This is a genomic window from uncultured Methanobrevibacter sp. (assembly GCF_902774605.1).
Classification (GTDB): Archaea; Methanobacteriota; Methanobacteria; order Methanobacteriales; family Methanobacteriaceae; genus Methanocatella.
In genome coordinates, this window is sequence record NZ_CACYJE010000038.1 from 1 (window position 1) to 18,016 (window position 18,016).

18 protein-coding genes and 2 tRNA genes are annotated in these 18,016 nt (G+C 40.3%); 16 read left to right on the forward strand and 4 right to left on the reverse strand.

The genetic code is table 11. From position 1 onward, the window contains the following. The first annotated feature begins 112 nt into the window (after positions 1-112). From wecB to QZU77_RS07560, 3 genes are read left to right on the forward strand one after another with little or no spacing between them, the layout of a single operon-like run. The gene (wecB, locus tag QZU77_RS07550; RefSeq protein ID WP_295602556.1) at positions 113-1,435 is read left to right on the forward strand and encodes a non-hydrolyzing UDP-N-acetylglucosamine 2-epimerase; all 1,323 of its coding nucleotides are present in this window, start codon (positions 113-115) and stop codon (positions 1,433-1,435) included. Then, a complete protein-coding gene (locus QZU77_RS07555) occupies positions 1,419-2,507 on the forward strand; it encodes an ATP-grasp domain-containing protein (protein ID WP_295602568.1) in 1,089 nt (362 codons plus the stop codon). Before wecB ends, QZU77_RS07555 begins: the two co-directional genes overlap by 17 nt. Positions 2,508-2,509: 2 nt before the next feature. After that, positions 2,510-3,532 (forward strand): hydantoinase/oxoprolinase family protein, encoded by a 1,023-nt coding sequence (locus QZU77_RS07560; RefSeq protein WP_295602571.1) that lies wholly within the window; start codon positions 2,510-2,512, stop codon positions 3,530-3,532. Between the two features lie 31 nt (positions 3,533-3,563). Here QZU77_RS07560 and QZU77_RS07565 read toward each other — a convergent pair whose 3' ends face one another. Beyond that, positions 3,564-4,124 (reverse strand): CDP-2,3-bis-(O-geranylgeranyl)-sn-glycerol synthase, encoded by a 561-nt coding sequence (locus QZU77_RS07565; protein ID WP_295602574.1) that lies wholly within the window; start codon positions 4,122-4,124, stop codon positions 3,564-3,566. 146 nt (positions 4,125-4,270) lie between these two features. Here QZU77_RS07565 and tes point away from each other — a divergent pair, with 146 nt between their 5' ends. The 7 genes from tes (at position 4,271) to QZU77_RS07600 (ending at position 8,986) form a co-directional block, all read left to right on the forward strand. Continuing rightward, entirely contained in the window at positions 4,271-5,767 is a 1,497-nt protein-coding gene (gene tes, locus QZU77_RS07570) for a tetraether lipid synthase Tes (RefSeq protein WP_295602586.1), read from the forward strand. Positions 5,768-5,861: 94 nt separating this feature from the next. After that, the gene (hacB, locus tag QZU77_RS07575) at positions 5,862-6,347 is read left to right on the forward strand and encodes a homoaconitase small subunit (RefSeq protein WP_295602591.1); all 486 of its coding nucleotides are present in this window, start codon (positions 5,862-5,864) and stop codon (positions 6,345-6,347) included. A 12-nt stretch (positions 6,348-6,359) separates the two neighbouring features. Then, entirely contained in the window at positions 6,360-6,980 is a 621-nt protein-coding gene (locus tag QZU77_RS07580; RefSeq protein ID WP_295602593.1) for an HVO_0476 family zinc finger protein, read from the forward strand. Between the two features lie 9 nt (positions 6,981-6,989). After that, a complete protein-coding gene (locus tag QZU77_RS07585) occupies positions 6,990-8,270 on the forward strand; it encodes a tRNA (N(6)-L-threonylcarbamoyladenosine(37)-C(2))-methylthiotransferase (RefSeq protein ID WP_295602596.1) in 1,281 nt (426 codons plus the stop codon). A 200-nt stretch (positions 8,271-8,470) separates the two neighbouring features. Continuing rightward, the gene (locus QZU77_RS07590; RefSeq protein WP_042691314.1) at positions 8,471-8,671 is read left to right on the forward strand and encodes a histone family protein; all 201 of its coding nucleotides are present in this window, start codon (positions 8,471-8,473) and stop codon (positions 8,669-8,671) included. A 167-nt stretch (positions 8,672-8,838) separates the two neighbouring features. Next, positions 8,839-8,910: transfer RNA gene (locus tag QZU77_RS07595), tRNA-Val, on the forward strand. Between the two features lie 3 nt (positions 8,911-8,913). Beyond that, positions 8,914-8,986 (forward strand) — tRNA-Phe (locus QZU77_RS07600). A gap of 135 nt (positions 8,987-9,121) precedes the next feature. Here QZU77_RS07600 and deoC read toward each other — a convergent pair. Beyond that, complete coding sequence (gene deoC, locus QZU77_RS07605) at positions 9,122-9,853, reverse strand: deoxyribose-phosphate aldolase (RefSeq protein ID WP_295602611.1); 732 nt, start codon at positions 9,851-9,853, stop codon at positions 9,122-9,124. A 56-nt stretch (positions 9,854-9,909) separates the two neighbouring features. Further along, complete coding sequence (locus tag QZU77_RS07610) at positions 9,910-11,574, reverse strand: tRNA uridine(34) 5-carboxymethylaminomethyl modification radical SAM/GNAT enzyme Elp3 (RefSeq protein ID WP_295602614.1); 1,665 nt, start codon at positions 11,572-11,574, stop codon at positions 9,910-9,912. Between the two features lie 107 nt (positions 11,575-11,681). Here QZU77_RS07610 and QZU77_RS07615 point away from each other — a divergent pair, with 107 nt between their 5' ends. Together QZU77_RS07615 and QZU77_RS07620 are read left to right on the forward strand one after the other, a co-directional pair. After that, the gene (locus tag QZU77_RS07615) at positions 11,682-11,963 is read left to right on the forward strand and encodes a PRC-barrel domain-containing protein (RefSeq protein WP_295602617.1); all 282 of its coding nucleotides are present in this window, start codon (positions 11,682-11,684) and stop codon (positions 11,961-11,963) included. A 9-nt stretch (positions 11,964-11,972) separates the two neighbouring features. Next, positions 11,973-12,269 (forward strand): DUF2098 domain-containing protein, encoded by a 297-nt coding sequence (locus QZU77_RS07620; protein ID WP_295602631.1) that lies wholly within the window; start codon positions 11,973-11,975, stop codon positions 12,267-12,269. A 17-nt stretch (positions 12,270-12,286) separates the two neighbouring features. Here the strand turns inward: QZU77_RS07620 and QZU77_RS07625 are convergent, their stop codons facing one another. Next, positions 12,287-14,365: a DEAD/DEAH box helicase gene (locus QZU77_RS07625; protein WP_295602637.1), complete on the reverse strand. Its 2,079-nt coding sequence runs from the start codon at positions 14,363-14,365 to the stop codon at positions 12,287-12,289. Positions 14,366-14,498: 133 nt separating this feature from the next. On the opposite strand from QZU77_RS07625, the gene QZU77_RS07630 reads away from it, so the two are divergent. The 4 genes from QZU77_RS07630 to QZU77_RS07645 are packed head-to-tail and all read left to right on the forward strand — an operon-like array spanning position 14,499 to position 17,851. Then, complete coding sequence (locus tag QZU77_RS07630; protein WP_295602639.1) at positions 14,499-14,768, forward strand: thioredoxin family protein; 270 nt, start codon at positions 14,499-14,501, stop codon at positions 14,766-14,768. Positions 14,769-14,792: 24 nt separating this feature from the next. Continuing rightward, positions 14,793-15,869 (forward strand): cobalt-precorrin-5B (C(1))-methyltransferase CbiD, encoded by a 1,077-nt coding sequence (cbiD, locus tag QZU77_RS07635; protein ID WP_295602641.1) that lies wholly within the window; start codon positions 14,793-14,795, stop codon positions 15,867-15,869. 32 nt (positions 15,870-15,901) lie between these two features. Next, a complete protein-coding gene (locus QZU77_RS07640) occupies positions 15,902-16,981 on the forward strand; it encodes a glycosyltransferase family 4 protein (RefSeq protein WP_295602647.1) in 1,080 nt (359 codons plus the stop codon). Between the two features lie 3 nt (positions 16,982-16,984). Continuing rightward, positions 16,985-17,851, forward strand: coding sequence for a shikimate kinase (locus tag QZU77_RS07645; protein ID WP_295602651.1), 867 nt, complete (start codon positions 16,985-16,987; stop codon positions 17,849-17,851). Positions 17,852-18,016: the final 165 nt, after the last annotated feature.

Genomic DNA, 18,016 nt, shown 5'->3' on the forward strand with positions numbered 1-18,016 from the left:
TCAACGGGGGATAGCTTGACCAATCTTATAAACATCAAGTTTATAACTGCCCAAGAATAAAATTACTAAATGGTAAAAACATTAAGGAATAGACTATAATTAAGTGATTATTATGAAAATAGCAACTATTTTAGGGACACGGCCGGAAATAATCAAGATGGCTCCAATAATAGATGAGATATCAAAAAGGGGCATCGAACAAATTGTCTTGCACACCGGCCAGCATTATGATAAGGAAATGTCAGATAACTTCTTCAAGGACCTTGAAATACCGACACCTGACTACAATATACATGTAGGTTCAGGCAGCCATGGAAAGCAAACCGGATTGATGATGAAGGGAATTGAGGAAGTGCTCACGGAAGAAAAACCTGATATAGTTCTTGTTCAGGGAGACACCAATGCAGTGCTTGCAGGAGCACTAGTGGCTTCCAAGCTGCACATTGCAATAGGTCACGTTGAGGCGGGACTCAGGTCTTTTGACATGACCATGCCTGAAGAGGTCAACCGCCGAGCAGCTGATGTCACCTCCACAATGTACTTTATACCGACCGAGCAATCAGCATTGAACCTGCTTGCGGAAGGCTTTTCACATAAAAACCTTTTCATAACAGGAAACACTGTTGTGGATGCCTGTTTCAGACACTTGGAAATCGCTCAGAAACGCGGATTTGAAGAGGAATCTCTGGCGGAACTTGACATTGAGAATATGGATAATATTCTCACATTGACAATGCACAGGGCTGAAAACGTTGACATTAAGGAACGTGTGGTCAATATCATTGAAGCTTTGAAGGAATTGGACCAGATGAACATCATATTCCCGATTCATCCAAGAACCAAGAACACTCTTGAGAAATTCGGATTGTTTGATGAGTTGAATGACCTGGAGCATGTCCACATCATCAAGCCTTTAGGATACCTTGATTTCCTGCTTCTAACTTCACATTCAACATTAATACTGACCGATTCAGGGGGTCTTCAGGAAGAGGCAATCACACTCAATGTTCCTGCATTGACATTAAGGTACAATACTGAAAGGCCTGAAACAGTAACCGCCGGTGGAAATATTCTTGTAGGCTCAGATAAGGAAACCATTTTGGAAAATGCACGTAAAATATTGTCCGATGAGGAGTTTGCAGACAAGATGAGAAATGCTCCAAACCCTTACGGACAGGGGGATTCCGCTAAACTTACGGTTGATGCAATACAGAATTATTATGATAAGGGTTTGCTTAACATTGCAGCGCCGGAACATATCATGGGATCATTTACAAGGAAAATGGCTAATGTAACAGAAGACATTACTGTAAGTGAATTTGAAGCAAATGAGGATGCATTGATCCATATGGTTTTCGATGGGGATGCAATGCGATTCCCTGCAGATGAATTGAACTTAAATGGGATGATGATTACTTATGATAAACGAGAATGATTCAATACTGGTATTCGAGTATTTCACAGCTTCCGGCGAAAAGGACAGGTGCATCATTTCCGAAGCTGAAGAATTGATTTTTGCGCTCCTGGATGATTTGAAAGAGTATAATGTTGATTTGGTAATCAACAAATCCTATGAAGATGTCATAGCTCAATATGATAATGTAAATCCTATTTTAATTGACGAAAACATTATAGGTTGGCTTGAAGGCAATGCGGCAAACTTCAAAAATGCTATTTTCATAGCCGCAGAAAACAACAACAATCTATACAACATCACTAAAATATTGGAGGAAAACAATGTCAACCTATACACTTCAACCTCAGAAGCCTGTCTGAAATCCTCAGATAAGTATGAAACATACGAATCATTGCCAATGAACATTCCCCAACCGAAATCCTTCAGATTCAAGATTGACCCAAAGGGGTACTGGAAAAGGGCAATCGAAAACCTTCATGAAAAATGGCAGGCTGAAGATCCGTTGACTCCATTGAAGCTAATCATCAAGCCGTTGATGGGTGTTGATTGCGAGGACATTGTCATAATCGAAAAGATTGAGGACTTGACCTTGGATTTGGATAAGATATTCACTCCAGGCTCAAGAGTCCTTGTACAGGAATACATTGAGGGAACGGACATCAGCGTGAGCATGATATCCGACGGTGAAAATGCAATGCCGTTGAGCCTGAACGAGCAGTATGTTGAACTGAAGGATGACAAGGGAAGATACCTTGGTGGAAAACTGCCGTTTGAAAACAAGTATGGTGATGAAGCATTGGAAATAGCGAAAAAAGCCGTTGAATCAATGGAAGGGCTGAAAGGTTTTGTTGGAGTGGATTTGATAATCAATGCCGATGAAAAGGATATCTATTCAGTATACCTTTTGGAAATCAATTCAAGATTCACAACACCTTACGTCGGATTGAAACAGATTTCCAACATTAACATTGGAGATTCAATAATTAAACTTATTGATGGTAAAATAAGCATTGACGATTTGGAAATTTCTTTGGATGGAACTGTTGAATTTAGGAAATCCGGAGACTCATTAGAAATTAGGAGAATATGATTATGAAAATAGCAGGATTTGACATTGGAGGCGCAAACACTGATTTGGCGGTAATTGACTTTGAAAACGGTGAAATCAAAAACATTGAAGTTGATTTTGCATACCTTCCAATGTGGAGCAATAACGATGACTTATCCCGGGTGTTAGTTGAACTGATTGAGAAAATCTGCCCGGTTTTACAAATAGATGCAGTGGGAATCTCAATGACTGCCGAGCTGGTCGATGCATATGACACCAAGAAGGATGGGGTGCTGGATGTCGTGAAAAAATGCGAGGAAACATTCACTTGCCCAATAGCATATGTTGGAGTTGATGGGATGCTTTCAAAAGATGAAATAGAGGAAAGCCCCCTTAAGGCGGCAGCGGCAAATTGGATTGCAACCGCCCAAATAGCCACTTTAATATCTGACAATTGCATATTCATTGATACAGGGAGCACAACAACCGATATCATACCTATTAAGGAAGGTAAGGAATGTGCTGTCGGCAAGTCCGATTTCACTCGTTCTGCTACTGGCGAGTTGGTCTACACAGGTACATTAAGAACAAATCTGGCCAGTTTTCTTGACAAGGTTGAATTGAATGGTAAGGAGTATCGCGTGGCCAGTGAACTGTTCGCTCAAACAGCTGATGTATACATGGTTTTGGATTTGATTGGCGAGGAGGACTATATCTGCGACACATTTGACGGTGAAGGCAAATCCAAAGTCGACTGTGCAAGAAGAATCGCACGTGTTGTCTGTGCAGACTTGGAAATGCTTAGCATGGAGGACATTGTTGAAATGTCCAAGTATATTCATCAAAAGCAGGTTGAGCAAATCGCCGATGGCCTTAAACAGGTTGTTGAGACACAGAATCTTGACTTGATTGTCACTACAGGTCTTGGAAAGGACATTCTTGACAGGCCTGCTGCCGAACTGTTGGGTTTAAAAGTAAAGTCAATGGGTGATATCTTGACTGATGATGAGTGCACTGTTGCCCCTGCAGTTGGTACTGCGGTGATGATGGATAAATATTTGAATTAAGAGATTTAATCTCTTAAAAAACTTCTTTTTTTTAATACCAAACGTCCTTAATTCCTAAAAGGTATGCAATGAGATTTGCCAGTGAATGGATAATCAATGTAACTATCAGGACTACGATGACGAACGGCAAGTTCATTTTCACCACTGGTGAAACAAGTATCAATGCAACAATTATGAAATCGAGCTGATCAAGTATTGGTGCACGTTGTCCCCTGCTGATACCGAGTCTTCTTTTAAGGAAACTGCCTATTGCATCTCCTAAAAGAGCTCCGAAACCAAGAAGGAAACCAATTAATATTCCGCTATGTATGTCGGTAATGATTGGAGTCATGATGTACTGTCCGATTTCAGCCATGATTGCCGGACCGAAGTATCCTTGAACGGCACCGGTCAATATTCCGATCAGTGTTCCGGCTATTAATCCTCTCCAAGTGACACCGTCTCCAATCCAACGGTTGCCTTTACTGTCGCTTTTTCCAAAATCTACTGGGGTGCCCCCTCCAAAGGCAAGTGCTCCTCCATTTGAGAAGTATGCTGGGAGGATGAAGTATAGTGTTGTTAAAAATCCGAGTAAGTAGATTTGAATATCCATTGATTTATCTCCATAATATAATTATTATAACTATGTTTTTATTAGTATATAAATTCTTTAATTAAATTTAAATATTACATTGTTTTAAATATATAATATTATGTAAGTATACTAATGATGCAATATTGTTAGTGAAGGTGATTTTTTTGAAAATTAAAGATACTAAAAGTTTATGTCCAGAGTGTGGAAAACCTCTCGATGCAGAAGTGTATGATGAGGATGGCAAAATCTTGATTAAGAAAACCTGCGACGAACACGGAGAGTTTATAAACACTTACTGGAGTGATGATAAATTATATAATAGGATGGAAGATTTTATTCCAACAGTTACAAAAATCGAAAATCCAAGTGTTGGAGAAACTGGTGCTTGCCCAAGCAACTGTGGATTATGTTCAAAACACGAGACCTCAACTGTTTTAGGTTTGATTGATGTGACAAACAGGTGTAATTTAAGATGTCCAATCTGTTTTGCCAATGCGGCTGCTGCCGGTTACAAGTATGAGCCTACACAGGATGAAATCAGGTTGATGCTGAGGAACTTAAGGAACTTGAAACCTCACCCATGTCCGGCTATCCAATTTGCTGGTGGGGAGCCAACAGTGAGAAAGGATATTGTTGAGCTTGTTAAAATGGCTAAGGAGGAAGGTTTTACTCACGTTCAAATAGCAACCAATGGTATTAGACTCGCTAAAAGGGAAAATCTCGCTAAGGAATTGAGGGAAGCTGGATTGAACACAGTATACCTTGCATTTGATGGTGTTACTCCTGAACCATACATCAACAACAGGGGAAGGGACCTTCTCCCAGATAAGCTCCAAGCTATTGAAAACTGTAGAAAAGTTGGATTGGGAGTGGTGCTTGTGCCAACACTCGTTAAAGGAGTTAACGATCATCAAGTTGGGGAAATCATCAAGTTCGCATTGGACCATAGTGAAAACATTTATGGAGTTAACTTCCAGCCAGTATCATTCTCAGGAAGGACTCCTGCAGATCACGTTGAAGAGCAAAGGATTACCATTCCTGACTTTGTAAAGATTATTGAGGATGAAACCGATGGCCAAGTGCCTGTAAAATCATTCTATCCACCATCAAGTGTTGAACCGTTAGCGGAATTAATATCCTTGTTGGATGGTGAAGAATCAGCTAAGGTAACACTCAACTGTCATGAGCACTGTGGAATCGCAACATACATCTTCAGGGAAAAAACCGAAGGCCCAGGTAAGGATAAGCTGATTCCAATCACTGATTTCATTGATGTTGAAGACTTCTTCAACAAGGCAAAGGAATACAATGAAAAACTCAAGTCAGGCAAGTTCGGCTCACGCAAAAGGGTTTTAGCAGGATTGGCAAAAAACCTTCCTAAAATGATTCACACAAGCAGGACACCAAAGGATTTGGATATTGTTAAAATATTATTAAACGTATTTGCCAAAGGGGATTATGATGCTTTAGGTGACTTCTCCAAAGATGCAATGCTCATATCATGTATGCACTTCATGGATCCGTTCAACTTCGATGAGGACCGTGTTAAAAAATGTGTTATTCATTACGCAACTCCGGACGGCAGGATCATACCGTTCTGTACCATGAATTCAATGTATCGTGAAGATGTTGAGAGAGAGTTCTCCCAGCCGCTACATTAAAAACAATATAAAAAATCACCTACTTATTCTGTATTCAGGAGAATATTCCTGAATACTTCGTCTTTTTTATGAATTAATTTTTACCGTGATAATTATGGATATTATAAAAGGAAAAACATGGACTTTCGGAGAAAACATAGACACTGATGTCATCATTCCCGGAAGATACCTGAGAACATTCAATCCGCAGGATTTGGCGGACCATGTTCTTGAAGGTGAGCGTCCGGACTTTACAAAAAACGTTAAATCAGGAGACATTATAGTTGCAGATGAAAACTTCGGTTGCGGCTCATCAAGGGAGCAGGCACCTGTTGCGATAAAGACTGCTGGAGTCAGTGCGATAGTCGCCAAATCATTTGCAAGAATATTCTACAGGAATGCAATCAACATAGGATTGCCTGTAATTGTATCTGACATTGAAGCCAAGGACGGAGACATCATCAATATAGATTTGTCCAAGGGAACACTGGTCAACGAAACAACCGGTGAAACCAAGACTTTCGAACCGTTCAAGGAGTTCATGTTAAGTATCCTTGAAGACGGCGGTTTAGTAAACCATTATTTAAATGATTCTGATTAAGGAGGCATGAAAATGGATTGTCCAATTTGTGGTTCTGATGAAATAGAAATATTAAACTCAAAACAAAAATCATCCAAAAAGAAACTAACAGAAGAATATTTGCTCAAGTGTGAGGAGTGCGGGCATGTTTTTAAGGATGTGATTTCCCTTAAAAAACCTAAACCATACAGACTAATCATTTCCGAGCAGGATAAATCCCATAAGACAACAATCGACCTATCTCCAAGTGATGAACTGAAGAGCGGAGATGTTTTGCTCTCAGATATGGGTCAGGTAGAAGTGACCAGTATCGAAGTGGGGGACAAAAGGGTCAATCATGCTAAAATTGAAGACATTGACACTATCTGGGCAAATTCAGTTGAGATTCCTGCACGTATCGGCTTTTCAGTTGACCTGCATGGTGAAGTTGACTCATATAAACTTGATCTTGAAAGGGATTTTGAGATAGCTCCTGGGGATGTTGTAAAGATTGACAAGCATATGGTCAAGGTTCATGTCATAAAGACTCAGGAAAGAAAACTGACATCTGGATTTGCAAAGGCGGCTGTCATCAGAAGGGTTTATGCAAAGCCGGTCAAGTTCAACAATTACGATTACGATTTAACAAAATACATTTTCAAGAAAACCTCATAGGATGGTATGATGAAAGTATACATTGAATCCTACGGATGCACATTTAACAAGGCTGACGGGCAAATCATAGCAGGAGTATTGCAGGAAAACGAAATTGATATTGTTGATTCCATTGAAGATGCAGATGTCATCATCGTCAATACATGCTATGTTAAACTGCCTACTGAAAACAAGGTCGTTTATAAAATCCAAAAGCTTCAGGAGGAATATCCCGACAAGAAAATCATCATCGGGGGGTGCATGGTTGAAATCGATCCTGAAAAATTGGACAAGATTGGGCCGAACTGCTCCTGGATTGGGCCTCATCAGCTGAACAAGTCAGCAGATATTGTTGAAGGCACATATTGCGGTGAGGTTATCCGTGAAGTTGGATTTTCAAAGGAATCAAAGGTATGTGTTCCTAAGGTGACTGACGATAGTTTTATCCATATCATTCAAATCTGTGAAGGTTGTCTTGGTGCCTGCACATTCTGCTGCACTCGCTTTGCCCGTGGACCGTTGAACAGCTATCCAATTAAAGATATTGTTGCTGAAGCACGCCGAGCCATTGAGAATGGTGCTTGTGAAATTCAGTTGACTGCCCAGGATACCGCAGCATTCGGCCGTGACACCGGTGAAAAACTATCCGATTTAATCAAAGAAGTGGCAAATATACAAGGAGATTTCCGTGTACGTGTTGGAATGATGCATCCTAAAAACATTTTAAACGATGTTGATGAAATAATCGATGCAATGAAACATCCGAAGGTATATAATTTCATACATTTGCCCGTGCAGACCGGAAGCGATAAGGTATTGAAGGACATGAGAAGGGGCCATACCATAGCCCAGTACAAGGAAATCTTATCCAAGTTCAAATCAGAAATTCCCGACATCACATTGGCGGTGGACATCATAGTGGGGTACCCGACTGAAAGCGATGAGGATTTCGATGAAACCGTGGAACTGCTTCGTGAAATCAAGCCTAGCCTCATTCACTTGTCAAAATATCAGCACAGGAAGGGTGCAATCTCATCATCTCTTGAAGAAATCCCTCGCCCAGTCATGAAGCAAAGATCAAAATTCCTATCACAGATCAAATCAGAGATTACAGAGGAGGAAAATAAGGAACTGGTGAACACCATTCAAAATGTCTTAGTTGTTGAAGAAGGTTCCAAAGGAGGGTTCATTGCTAAAACAGATTCCTACATTCCAGTTATTGTTGATAATGTGGAGTTAGGTTCTTTTGTTGATGTTAAAATCACTGAAGCAACTGCCACTTACCTTAAGAGTGAATTGATAAGTGATTAATTTTTTTTTATTTTAATTTATTCTTATTTTTTATATATTTTTACTTTGTATCCTTTAATTATTGGTAATATCATTATTTTTAATTGAATTGCAAAAGTATATTGAAATAGTTATTATGTTATAATATGGGCGATTTTTATTCATTTTTACCGATACCTTTATATACTATTGTATACTATCTTTTAATTGGAGGTGTAATTATGAGTGAATTACCAATCGCACCAGTCGGTCGTATCTTAAAAAATGCTGGCGCACAAAGAATTAGTGATGATGCAAAAATTGCATTAGCTGAAGCATTAGAAGAAAAAGGTGACGAAATCGCACAAAAAGCTGTTAATTTCGCACGCCACGCTGGTAGAAAAACTGTAAAAGCTGAAGATATCAAATTAGCAATCAAATAGATTTGTTAGTTAGTTATTTTCTCAAAAAGCTTTAAATAAAAATCTATTGGCCATTTTTCTTGGTCAATTTTTTTTATTTTATTTTAACTTTTAATTTTTTACCACTTGTTCTATTTGATTTAGTAAAGTTTATATATTAGTTTCACCTAATTATAATATGTTGTATAGGACCGGTGGTCTAGGGGTATGATTCCTCTTTGACGTGGAGGAGATCACGAGTTCGAATCTCGTTCGGTCCATATGCCATGGTAGTTCAGATGGGAGAACGCCAGACTGAAGATCTGGATGTCGCTGGTTCAAGTCCGGCCCATGGCATTCTATTTTACTAATTTTCTAAGATTTTTTTATGATGATTTCAGTTGCAGTTAGTGTGCTCTTTTAAATTCGATTAAATATTCAAAATGAGTAAAAAGAAATTAAAATTAGATTAAAGTGATGGTTATTTTTAATCTAGTCTTTTTTGGTTAATGTGATTGGTTTTGGTTTTACTTGTGTGTTTTCTCTCAATTCCTTGTATCTTTTAACGATTGCATAACCGTTGTTACTTCCAATGAGATCTGCTCCTCCAGTCAGGATTTGGTTTGCAAGCTTGTATTGGTCGATTCCACCGTTGACTTCAATCTTGATTTTTGGAGCATGCTTTTGGATAATGTTTATGTCGTTTACATGTTCAAAGATATGGTTTGGTGCTACAAAGCCGGTTGATGTTTTTATGAAATCCGCTCCTGCAATTTCAGCAGCCTTGGCAGCATTTGCTTTTTCATAGTCTTCCAATGCTTTGCTTTCCATTACTGCTTTTACTATTTTGTCTCCGGCGGCTTCTTTTATTTGTTTGATTTCGTTTTCGATTAATCCGTATTTTTCATCTTTCATATGGCTTAGGTTGATGACCACTTCGATTTCATCGGCTCCTTTTTCAAGCAATTCTTTTGCTTCGGCTAGTTTGCCTTCGCTGCTTTCAAAGCCTAATGGGAATCCCACTACACTTCCAACTTTAATGTCGGTGTCTTTAAGAATTTCTTTTGCTAGTTCTACGTATGTTGGTGAAACGACTACTGAATGGAAGTTTAATTCCTTTGCCTGTTCGAGGAATTCCTTCATTTCGCTTTCAGAAATCATGTTGTTTAAATTAGTGTAATTTATTAGACTTGCTAATTCTTTTGAATTTTTTATATTGTACATAATAACACACTCTCTTAATTAGTTAGTATATATACGAACATCTTATTTAAATATTTTCATAATAGATTTTTCATCATGTATGGTCCGACCTTCTCATATCCGAATTTGCGGTAGTAATTCCTTGATCCTATTCCGCTGATGATGGCAACATTGTCCTTGCCATTGTCAATTGCAATGTTTTCAGCTTCCTTAAGCAGTTTCTCGCCGAATCCGGTATGCTGACCGATTTTAGGATTCTTTCCCCCAATCTTAATCATGTTTCCATAAACGTGCAATTCACGAACAAGGGCGGTCGAATCGGTGATTTCCGCTCTGAAATGATTTTTGGAAGGCAATCTAAGTCTCAAGAATCCTGCAATGCTCTCCTCATTTACATCCTCAATTGACAGGAAATGCTCCTGGCCTTCGCATGCGGTGTAGCTTTCCCTGAACAGTTCAAAATCATCCAAGGTGTACTCCCTTGAAGTCTTCTTATGGCCAATCTCGCGGCATCGGATGCACTGGCAGCTGATGTCATGCTTATCCAGGTTGTTGTAGACGAGCTCGCCAAGATTGGACTTCTTGACTCCTGCCTCAATGAGGGTGGACGGTATGTCTCTTTGGATTCTCATGGTCCTCACCCATTTTGGAAGAATCGCCTTTACCTTGGTTATCAGCTCCACTGCCTCCTCGTCATTGTAGGGCTCATACTCTCCCCTGGCCCACAGGTCGTACAGTTCGCTTCCCTTGGTGACGAGGCATGGGTAAATCTTGAGCATGTCCGGCTTGAAATCATCGTCGCTGAACAGCTGCTTGAACATTTTCAAGTCCTGCTTCTGATCCGAGAAGAGTCCCGGCATCATGTGCATTGCAACCTTCACTGCAGAATCCCTTAAAAGCTGGTTGGCTTCAACAACATCATTGATTGTGTGTCCACGTTTGATTTTAATGTACAGTTCATCTGATAATGTCTGCACTCCAAGCTCGACACGTGTAACGCCGAAATCAAGCATGCGATTAATATGGTCCTTTTTACAATAGTCCGGCCGGGTTTCAAAAGTCATGCCGACACATCTCACCTTGGAGTCCTCATTGACTCTTTGAACATCCTCAATCAAAACATAATCGTTTGGAGGATAAGTTTTCAAGACCCCATCTTCAAAAGACCTTATCTCATCATAATCAAGGTTATAATCGTAATTGGTTGGCTTGTTCTCCATTATCAAGCCAAAATCACACATTGCCTTCAGGCATTGTGAAACGAACCATTCCTGATATGACAGGTCCCTGGAGGGGAAGGTTCCGCCCATGATGATCAGCTCGACCTTGTCGATTGGATGGCCTATTTTCTTCAATTGCTTCAGCCTGTTGAAGCATTGCACATAAGGATGATATTCATACATCCTGCCCCTGAGCGCTGCAGGCTCCTCTCCGGTGTAGCTTGGTGGGGCAATGTCGCTTTCAGGACAGTAGAAGCATCTTCCATGAGGGCACTTGTGGGGATGGCACATTACGGCAACAATGGCAACGCCGGACATTGTCCGTGTAGGCTTTTTCTTTAGGATTCCGGAAACGATCTCCTTTTCCTCGGGTTTTGCAAACTCTAAAATGTCTGCATTGCTCATAAACCTTGACAGTTTCAAGTCACGGCACAATTGCCTTTTTTCAACTTCAAGGTCACGTCGTGTTGAAATCTTGCCTTCAAGAATGTCCTCAATGATTATTCTGCATGCTTTCTCCATTATTTCTTCACCAATTTAAATTAATAGTTAATCTTATATATGCTTAATTTAAATACTTATTGATTAAATATATAATATTATATAAAAATTTTTTCAAGGTGAAAAATATGAAAATCAAAGAATTTATCGGTTCTACCGTATTAGACAAAAACGCAAATGTTGTTGGAAAAGTTGACAATATTGACTTTAATACTGAAACTGGAAAAATCGAAACTATCACATTAACCTTACAGAAAAACATTTTCTCCAGAGACGAACTCGAAATCAGCTTTGACGACATTGCAACAATCGGTGCTTACGTAATCTTAAACAAAGAAATCGAACAAGAACCAGAAGTAGAAGAAGAAGCAGAAACCGTTGAAATCGAAATCGAAGACGAAGAAGAATAGGTTATAAAAATGGTTGTAGATGCAAGAGACTTGGAAATAACTCCAGATTCTCATGTGAGGTATGTTGACACCGGAACCGTAGGTAAGGTTCTGGATGTTAAAACCGAAAATGAGGTCGGTTGGGTTAAAATCGACAAGACAGAGTTATGGTATCTCGCAAGCCATGTGGAATTGCTTGATGAAAAGGACATCAAGAAATCCAGATGGGGAGAAAATAACGATGTTGACATTGAAGATTTAAAAGAAAAAGGTCTTCAATTCAAAGATATTGAACTTGCAGCCGATGCAGGTAATGGTGGAGGATAAATAATCCACCTTCTTTTTTATTTATTTGTAAATAATTTTATTTTTTCAGCGAGTTTAGGTCCAATGCCCTCAACTTTCTGCAATTCATTTTCAGAAACACCACTCAAATCATTACCAAAAATCTTGACCAGGTTTCTGGCTCTTTTTCTGCCTAAACGCTTAACTCCCACAACCAATGGGATGATGTCTGTCTTGACACCATAGTACAGTCTTGCGGACAGGAAGTCGAACTCTTTTAAATTGGAATAGTTTCCAAGCACTTCTGAAGTGTCCTTTGCAAATTTAACTAATTTTGAAGCTTCATAAGCGGACCTTCTTGTGGATGCTGAATAGACGCTGTACCTATTTTCGATTTCATACTCGCTTCTCTCGTCAATCCATTCGATCAGTGACACTGCAGTGGCTTCAGGGTTTCCAATATCCACTGCAAACAGGCCGTGCTCGGATAGCTTGTCACGAACAGGATCCTTGGATTTTCTTCCCTTGAAGGATATCAAAGGCAAGTCAGGGGTTTCGCAAAGCGCATATATGAACTCTTCCGCCTTGATTTCGTTGATGTCTGAAATGTACTCCTTGATTTTAACAGCGGTTTCAACGGAATAGTTTGACCTGGCAATCAGGTTGCCGAATTCAGTTGCCTTCAAGCCTTCAGGGGTTGCCCTTATGATTCCATTTTGAAGCAGGAATGATAATGCGTTTTCAAGTTCATATCTTAGGCTGTCCTCTGCAAACAAGGACATTGAAGGATTATTCTTCATCTGATAACCGTAAAGGGTTTTGCCGAAAAAATCAGTCAAATCATCCAGATTCTTGGATAGTGATGATGCGATTTGAGCAATGATTTGCCTGTATATTGCATCTTTATTGTCCACCAGTTTTGAATTTGTCAATTCGATGTCTCCTTCAATGTAGAAGTCCTGCAGGTTCTGGGCTTCATCCATTGTTTTGGCTATTAGATAGGAGTATCCCACATCATCATATTGGGGTCTTCCTGCACGTCCTGACATCTGCTCATAGTCAAAAACGGGAATCGGCTGTGGGCCTTGGCTTGTCCAGCGTGTATGGTCCCTGATTACAACTGTTTTTGAAGGCAGGTTGACTCCATACATCAAACTTGGGGTGGCAGTAATCATTAAAATGTTTCCGTTACGGAATTCATCCTCGATGATTTCCTTTTGCTCGTTGAACAGTCCTGCATGGTGGAATGCGACACCATGTTCGCAGCTTTCAGCCAGCTTGAGGCAGGTGCTTGTCGGAAGTGACCCTTTCCTTTTCGGGACTTCAAGAATCTTTTCAGCCACTTCCCTGAACCTTTCCCTTTGCCTGACATTGATTTTCTTGTCGATCTTTTTGGAAACGTAAGTGGCGAGGCTTTCCGTGAATCTTCTTGTTGAGACGAATGATAGTGCCTGTGATTTGTCTTCAATTGATTTTTCAAGTATCTTCACGATGACATCGTTCTTGTTTTTGGTGTTGAACATTTCAGCATCCAGCACTTCCTTGTTTAATGGGACCGGACGATAATCATGCTCAACGCAGGTTCCTTCAAGCCATCCTTCAATCTCCTCAATGTTTCTGAGGGTTGCGGACAGTGCAATAATCCTCATGCCAGGGTTGATTATCTTTGCCCTTGTTATTGCCGCTTCAAGTGTCGGTCCACGGCTGTACTCGCCGATCATGTGGAACTCGTCAATGATTAGGGTGTCAACGTCCCTTAATGTATTCCATGAGAATCTTGTAAGGGCGTCGAATGACTCGAAAACCATGACTGACAAATCGCTGCTTCCGGGATGTTTTCCCACGTTGATTCCATGCTCCTCGAATGCCTTGAATTCCTTGACCTTCTCGTTTTGAATTGAAAGCAATGGTGCGGCGTAAACTGCTTTTCCACCATCAAGTATGGTTTTAAGGGCGGGCAATACTCCTAAAACGGTTTTACCACTTGCTGTTGGGATGCATATGATGTAGTTTGATTTATCTTCCAAATATCCGGATTCAATGACTGCCTTCTGTGCAGGATTGAATTCCTTGATATACGGGTAGGCACTATTGATTATTGTTTTGATATCGTCTCTTAAATTTTCCATTTTAATCATTTAACTATTATTTTTTTATATATATTAAATATTGTTAGAGAGCGCATGAACACTATTATTATAGGTAACAGTTATATATTAGTTTAATAATAGAAATATTTACAAAATATATTATTTTAAGGAGACAAAAATCATGGCAATCAAAGTAGAAGTTTTCTCAACAAGTACTTGTCCACACTGTCCTGCAGCAATTGATGCTGCTGAAAAAGCAAAAGATAAATTAGGCGACGCCATCGACGTGGAATCTGTTAAAATCGATGACCCAAACAATCCTGACAACAGGCAAAGGGCAATGGATTATCAGATAATGGCAGTGCCAACCGTTGTAATCGACGGTGAAGTGACCTTTGTTGGCGCACCTACTGAAGAAGACCTTATTAAAGCACTTGAATCTAAATTATAGATTCTCTCTTTTTTTATTTTTAAAATGACTAATGATAATTACACTGGCGTAACAACCGGTACTGTAGCGACTGCTTGTTCTCTTGCCGCATTGGATGTGATTGTCGATTCATCAGACATCGCATGCGTCAAGGTGGAAACTCCTAAAAAAACCTTGGACATCATCATTGATGAGTGCAAACGTATTTCCGATGTTAAGGCATATGCGGTGGCCCATAAGAATCCCTATAATGACCCGGACGTTACCGTTGATCTGGCAATTGTTTCGACTGTGGAGTTGTTGGATATGACTTCAGAGGAATCGAATGTCATCATCACAGGAGGCGAAGGCGTAGGAATCATAACCAAACCGGGCCTTCAGGTGCCTGTAGGGGATTATGCAATAAATCCGGTTCCCCGCCGCATGATTATCAATAACTTAAAGGACATTGTGCCTGAAGGGAAAGTCGCAAAGGTGACCATTTCCATTCCCGAAGGCGAAAAGATAGCTAAAAAGACAATGAATCCTAAACTGGGCATTGTCGGCGGAATATCAGTTCTCGGAACAACAGGCATCGCCAGGTCCATGTCCAGTGAAGCATATAAGAATTCCATAGTCACCCAATTGGATGTTGCATTGGCATCCGATATCGAGGACCTTGTTTTTGTGCCTGGAAACATCGGCGAGAAACTTGCATTGAAAAGATTGGACATTGCCAAGGAGCAGATTGTCCAGACAGGAAATTATGTCGGTTTCATGTTCGAGGAAGCTGAAAAAAGAGGAATTAACAAGTTCACTTTCTTCGGACACATGGGCAAGTTGATCAAGGTCGCCGGAGGCATCTTCAACACCAAGCATGCCGTTGCCGATGGCAGGCGCGAGATAATGGTCACTCATGCCGCCTTGTGTGGTGTGAATCATAAGGACCTTCAAAGACTCTTCGATTCAAAAACAACTGATGATATGATGGATATTTTAAATGAACTCGATGTTTCAGTTGAAGTTTCAAACAGCATTGCCCGAGCGATACGCGACAGGTGCATGCAACGCTTTGAAATAGATTTGAATGTGATATTGGTTGACATGGAAGGTACATTTTTAAACGATAATTTCATTATATAATATTATATAATGAATTTGGGAGTTTTATTTTTATGAAAATAGCTATGGTTGGTCAGTTCCCACCTCATATTGGTGGAGTTGGAGTGCATATCCATACCTTATCCAAAAAACTAGTCAGTGAAGGCCATGAGGTTTACGTTATAACTTATCCTCACAAGGACATTAAGGATATTGATGGAATACACGTAATCGGAACAAAGGGACTCAATATTCCCGGCGTAAGGGGATTGATGTTTAAGAAGAACGCCAAGAAGGCGCTGCAGAAACTGGTGGAGAAAGAGGACATCGACATTATACACGGCCACTACCTTTTCCCGGCAGGTGCGGCTGCAGTTGAGGTCGGAAAGCAGTACGGCATCAAGACATACGTCACCGCCCACGGTTCGGACATGTTTGAAATGTACAAGTCCCAGGCATTCATGAGATCAACTATCCGTGGAGTGTTGAAGGATGCCGATGGAGTGTTTGCAGTCAGCAACGCATTGAGGCATGAGATAATCGCCACAGGAGTTGTGGGCATAGCCGATAAAACCAGGATTTCATGGAATTCAGTGGATATCGACAAGTTCAACAACAATGGCGACGATTCATTTAAAAAGGAAAATAAACTCACCGACAAGCCGATAGTTCTATTTGTAGGCAATCTTATTAAAAGGAAGAATGTCGAGTCATTGATTGAAGCTAAAAAGATATCCAATAGCGACTATTACCTGGTCATAGTCGGGGACGGGCCATTGTTCAAGAAACTGAACAAGAAGGTGGCTGATGAAAATATCCGTGACGTGATCTTCACAGGTTCCAGGAATGATGTTGAAGACATAATTCCAAGCTGCGATGTCTTGGTATTGCCTTCATTTTCCGAAAGCTTCGGTTTGGTATTGATTGAAGCATTGGCATGCGGCAAGCCAGTTATCGGAAGTGATGTTGGAGGCATAACCGAAATCATCACTGAAGAAGTGGGATTGCTGGTCAATCCCAGAAAGATTTCATCAATAGCCAAAACCATAGATAAAATAATTAATGATGAGGAATTGAGAAATGCATTATCCATGAATGCTCGAAACAGGGCTAAAGAATTCTCAGAAGTCACAATACCATATGATGAGGTTTAAATCATGAAAAAAACAGTAAGATCACCAGGTTCAGCAACAATCATCAATGCAATAGCAACAGGCTGCGGTTCAGCATTCGGCATAGGATTGGACATTGAATGTGAAGCCAAGCCAATCCAGGATTCCATCAGATGCAGCAATGACGTTGGAGCAGACACAGGTTTAATGGAACTGTGCGTAAGGAAAGTCTTCAACCATTATGATGTTGATGAGGATGATTTCGGCGTTGAAGTGAAAACAAAATCAAAACTTCCGATGGCATCCGGATTGTCAAGCAGCAGCGCTTCATCCAATGCAATTGTTAAGGCGGTTTCATCAATTGTTTCACAGGAATTTGACCTTAAACCGCTGGATGATTTGGAAGTTGTTAACATGGCCATTGACGCTTCTCTTGAAGCTGGCGTTACAATCACAGGCTCATTCGACGATGCAACCGCATCCTACTTTGGAGGAGTGGTCGTCACAGACAATAAGAATCGAAAATTCATTATAAAAGAGAAAATGCCAGAGTATCCAATTTTGGTGTACATGCCTAATTTCCATTCAAAATCAGGGGATTCGGATGCAAACCGCATGAGGGTGCTTGCGCCATTGGTAGAAACAGCATATGAATTTGCAGCAAATAAGGATTATTTCAAGGCATTGAACTTGAACGGATTGATATACTCTGCAACATTGGGCTTTGATTCAGCAATAGCCATTGACGCAATTCAAGCCGGCGCAATTGCATCAGGCCTGTCCGGAACAGGATCCGCTTTCACCGCTGTGGTCAGCGAGGAGTCAATTGATGATGTTAAGGAATCATGGATGAAATACGAAGGCAAGGTGTTTGAAACTAAAGTAGATAATGAGGGGTGCAAGTTATTATGAAAAGATTATACGTTTTATTGTTGATTGCTGCAGTTCTGATAAGTGTTTCAGCAGTCTCAGCAAATGAAAATTTAACATTCTCCGATAATCAATTGGGGATTGAAGAGTCAGGTGCGGATTTGACCGAAGCTAATGAGGACTCAAAATTATCCGATGTTGCTTCAA

What these genes read in the sequence shown, in the direction of transcription:
- wecB (WP_295602556.1), top strand. Translation starts at nt 113, where the DNA reads ATGAAAATAGCAACTATTTTAGGGACACGGCCGGAAATAATCAAGATG.
- QZU77_RS07555 (WP_295602568.1), top strand. Translation starts at nt 1,419, where the DNA reads ATGATAAACGAGAATGATTCAATACTGGTATTCGAGTATTTCACAGCT.
- QZU77_RS07580 (WP_295602593.1), top strand. Translation starts at nt 6,360, where the DNA reads ATGGATTGTCCAATTTGTGGTTCTGATGAAATAGAAATATTAAACTCA.
- QZU77_RS07610 (WP_295602614.1), bottom strand. Translation starts at nt 11,574, where the DNA reads ATGGAGAAAGCATGCAGAATAATCATTGAGGACATTCTTGAAGGCAAG.
- deoC (WP_295602611.1), bottom strand. Translation starts at nt 9,853, where the DNA reads ATGTACAATATAAAAAATTCAAAAGAATTAGCAAGTCTAATAAATTAC.
- QZU77_RS07565 (WP_295602574.1), bottom strand. Translation starts at nt 4,124, where the DNA reads ATGGATATTCAAATCTACTTACTCGGATTTTTAACAACACTATACTTC.
- QZU77_RS07620 (WP_295602631.1), top strand. Translation starts at nt 11,973, where the DNA reads ATGGTTGTAGATGCAAGAGACTTGGAAATAACTCCAGATTCTCATGTG.
- QZU77_RS07645 (WP_295602651.1), top strand. Translation starts at nt 16,985, where the DNA reads ATGAAAAAAACAGTAAGATCACCAGGTTCAGCAACAATCATCAATGCA.
- hacB (WP_295602591.1), top strand. Translation starts at nt 5,862, where the DNA reads ATGGATATTATAAAAGGAAAAACATGGACTTTCGGAGAAAACATAGAC.
- QZU77_RS07590 (WP_042691314.1), top strand. Translation starts at nt 8,471, where the DNA reads ATGAGTGAATTACCAATCGCACCAGTCGGTCGTATCTTAAAAAATGCT.
- QZU77_RS07560 (WP_295602571.1), top strand. Translation starts at nt 2,510, where the DNA reads ATGAAAATAGCAGGATTTGACATTGGAGGCGCAAACACTGATTTGGCG.
- QZU77_RS07615 (WP_295602617.1), top strand. Translation starts at nt 11,682, where the DNA reads ATGAAAATCAAAGAATTTATCGGTTCTACCGTATTAGACAAAAACGCA.
- QZU77_RS07640 (WP_295602647.1), top strand. Translation starts at nt 15,902, where the DNA reads ATGAAAATAGCTATGGTTGGTCAGTTCCCACCTCATATTGGTGGAGTT.
- QZU77_RS07585 (WP_295602596.1), top strand. Translation starts at nt 6,990, where the DNA reads ATGAAAGTATACATTGAATCCTACGGATGCACATTTAACAAGGCTGAC.
- QZU77_RS07630 (WP_295602639.1), top strand. Translation starts at nt 14,499, where the DNA reads ATGGCAATCAAAGTAGAAGTTTTCTCAACAAGTACTTGTCCACACTGT.
- cbiD (WP_295602641.1), top strand. Translation starts at nt 14,793, where the DNA reads ATGACTAATGATAATTACACTGGCGTAACAACCGGTACTGTAGCGACT.
- QZU77_RS07625 (WP_295602637.1), bottom strand. Translation starts at nt 14,365, where the DNA reads ATGATTAAAATGGAAAATTTAAGAGACGATATCAAAACAATAATCAAT.